The sequence below is a fragment of the Streptomyces sp. genome (assembly GCF_031178505.1).
Taxonomy (GTDB): Bacteria; Actinomycetota; Actinomycetes; order Streptomycetales; family Streptomycetaceae; genus Streptomyces; species Streptomyces gulbargensis.
Map to the genome: position 1 here is coordinate 1 of NZ_JAPSIW010000913.1, position 2,384 is coordinate 2,384.

1 protein-coding gene and 1 pseudogene are annotated in these 2,384 nt (G+C 73.7%); both read right to left on the minus strand.

What is annotated here, in order from left to right:
• Nucleotides 1-738 (minus strand): annotated as a pseudogene (locus RIF68_RS34360) (hypothetical protein); the annotation flags it as partial.
• A gap of 164 nt (nt 739-902) precedes the next feature.
• A partial coding sequence (locus RIF68_RS34365; RefSeq protein ID WP_309055401.1) for an elongation factor G occupies nt 903-2,384 on the minus strand: 1,482 nt, incomplete at its 5' end.

The following is a 2,384-nucleotide window of genomic DNA, read 5'->3' on the forward strand; positions in this document are numbered from 1 at the left end:
CCTCCGGAGCTCCTCGGCGCCCTTCTCGTTCGGATCGGTCGGGACGGACTTCGGGATGTGCGGGCCGATGCCGCCGCCGCTGAGCAGGGCGGTCCAGCGCTCCCGCAGGTCCACGGCCGTCCGCTCGCAGATCCGGCGGGCGAGGAACCAGCCCACGACCGGCGCCACGAGCATGGCGCGCAGATAGTTGGCGAGGAGGCCGTCGAAGGGCAGCTTGACCAGGACGAGCACGCCGAAGAGACCGGCCGCCCAGAGCACGGCCGTGCCCAGCGCGCTGGTGCGCCTGTTCTCCGAACCGGCCGCGATCCTGCGCAGCTGGACGACGCCGAGCCAGAGCAGCAGGCCGGGCAGGAACAGGATGCCGCAGAAGAACGTGATCAGGGTCAGCTTGGCGTCACGCTGCCGGCGGAGATGGGTGGCCGCGAGGCAGTGTTCGACGACCGGCTGCGGCTCGGCGCCGAAGGACTGGATGAGCGCCTTGCGGGCGCCGCCCAGCATGCGGACCTGCACGGCCCGGGAGAAGGCCTCGCCGAGGTCGGGACGGAAGAGCTTCTCCCACTTTCCCGGCTTGACGGCCGTCTTGTAGAGCTCGTTGTCGGCTTCCTGGATCGTCTTGAGCGGGCTGTCCCGGTACGCGGCGGAGGCGAGGGCATGGGTCGCGCCCGTCCGTCCCTCCGACCCCTGGAGAGGGATCTGAGCCCCGGGTCCGAAACCGTCGATCGCCACTTCCGCCCCCATCGCCGCGACTGCCCTGTGCGGGCTGTTCCCCACTGCCGCGCCCCGCACACCTTCCGAGCTGGGCACCACAGCGTAACCGGGTACCGGCGGACGCGTCACCGCCTGTGGAAAACGGCGGCCGAATGCCGTCCGCCCGGTCGCGGCCGGGCGGACGGCGCCGCCTGTCAGCCCGTCAGGGAGCCGTTGCCGCCGGCCTGTCGGCGCACCTTCTCGGCCAGCTGGGAGGGCATCGGCTCGTGCCGGGCGTAGGCGCGGTCGAACCGGCCGGCGCCGTGCGAGAGGGACCGCAGATCGATCGCGTACCGGCCGATCTCGATCTCGGGCACCTCCGCACGCACCACCGTGCGGCCCGGGCCCGCCTGTTCGGTCCCGAGGACCCGCCCGCGCCGCCCGGACAGGTCGCTCATCACCGGGCCCACGTACTCGTCGGGCACCATCACCCGGACCTCGGCCACCGGTTCGAGGAGGTGGACGGCGGCCCCGGTGGCGGCCTCGCGGAGCGCGAGCGCCCCGGCCGTCTGGAAGGCGGCGTCCGAGGAGTCCACCGAGTGCGCCTTGCCGTCCCGCAGGGTGACCCGGACGTCCACCAGCGGGCACCCCGCCGACACGCCGCGCGCGGCCTGTGCCCGTACGCCCTTCTCCACGGAAGCCACGAACGGGCGCGGCACCGCCCCGCCCACCACCTTGTCGACGAACTCCACGCCGCTGCCCGGTGGCAGCGGTTCCACCTCGATCTCGCAGACGGCGAACTGGCCGTGGCCGCCGGACTGCTTCACGTGCCGGCCCCGGCCCGCCGCCGGCCCGCCGAAGGTCTCCCGCAGCGGCACCTTGTACGGCACGGCGTCCACGCGCACCCCGTAGCGGCCGCGCAGCCGCTCCAGGACGACGTCCTGGTGTGCCTCGCCCAGGCACCACAGCACCACCTGCCGGGTGTCCTGATTGTGTTCGAGCCGCAGGGTCGGGTCCTCGGCGACCAGCCGGGCCAGGCCCTGGGAGAGACGGTCCTCGTCGGCCTTGCCGTGCGCCTCGACGGCCAGCGGGAGCAGCGGCTCCGGCATGCTCCAGGGCTCCATCAGGAGCGGGTCCTCCCTGGCGGAGATCGTGTCGCCGGTCTCGGCCCGCCCGAGCCGGGCGACACAGGCCAGGTCACCGGCGACGCAGTACGGGACCGGCCGCTGCTGCTTCCCGAACGGCGAGGTCAGACCACCGACGCGTTCGTCCACGTCGTGGTCCTCGTGTCCCCGGTCGGCGAGCCCGTGGCCCGAGACGTGCACCGTCAGGTCCGGGCGCAGCGTGCCGGAGAAGACCCGCACCAGCGAGAGCCGGCCCACGTACGGGTCGGCGGCCGTCCTGACGACCTCGGCCACGAGCGGCCCGTCCGGATCGCAGGCGAGCGGGGGCCGCGGCTGCCCGTCCGGCGTGGTCACGGCCACCGGCTCGTGCTCCAGGGGGGAGGGGAAGCCGCGGGTGATCAGCTCCAGGAGTTCCACGGTGCCCAGACCCTGCGTGCCGCCGTCGCCGGCCGGCGCGGCCGCCAGCACCGGGTGGAACGTGCCCCGGGCCACGGCCCTCTCCAGATCGTCGATCAGCGTGTCGACGTCGATCTCCTCGCCGCCGAGATAGCGGTCCATGAGGGTCTCGTCCTC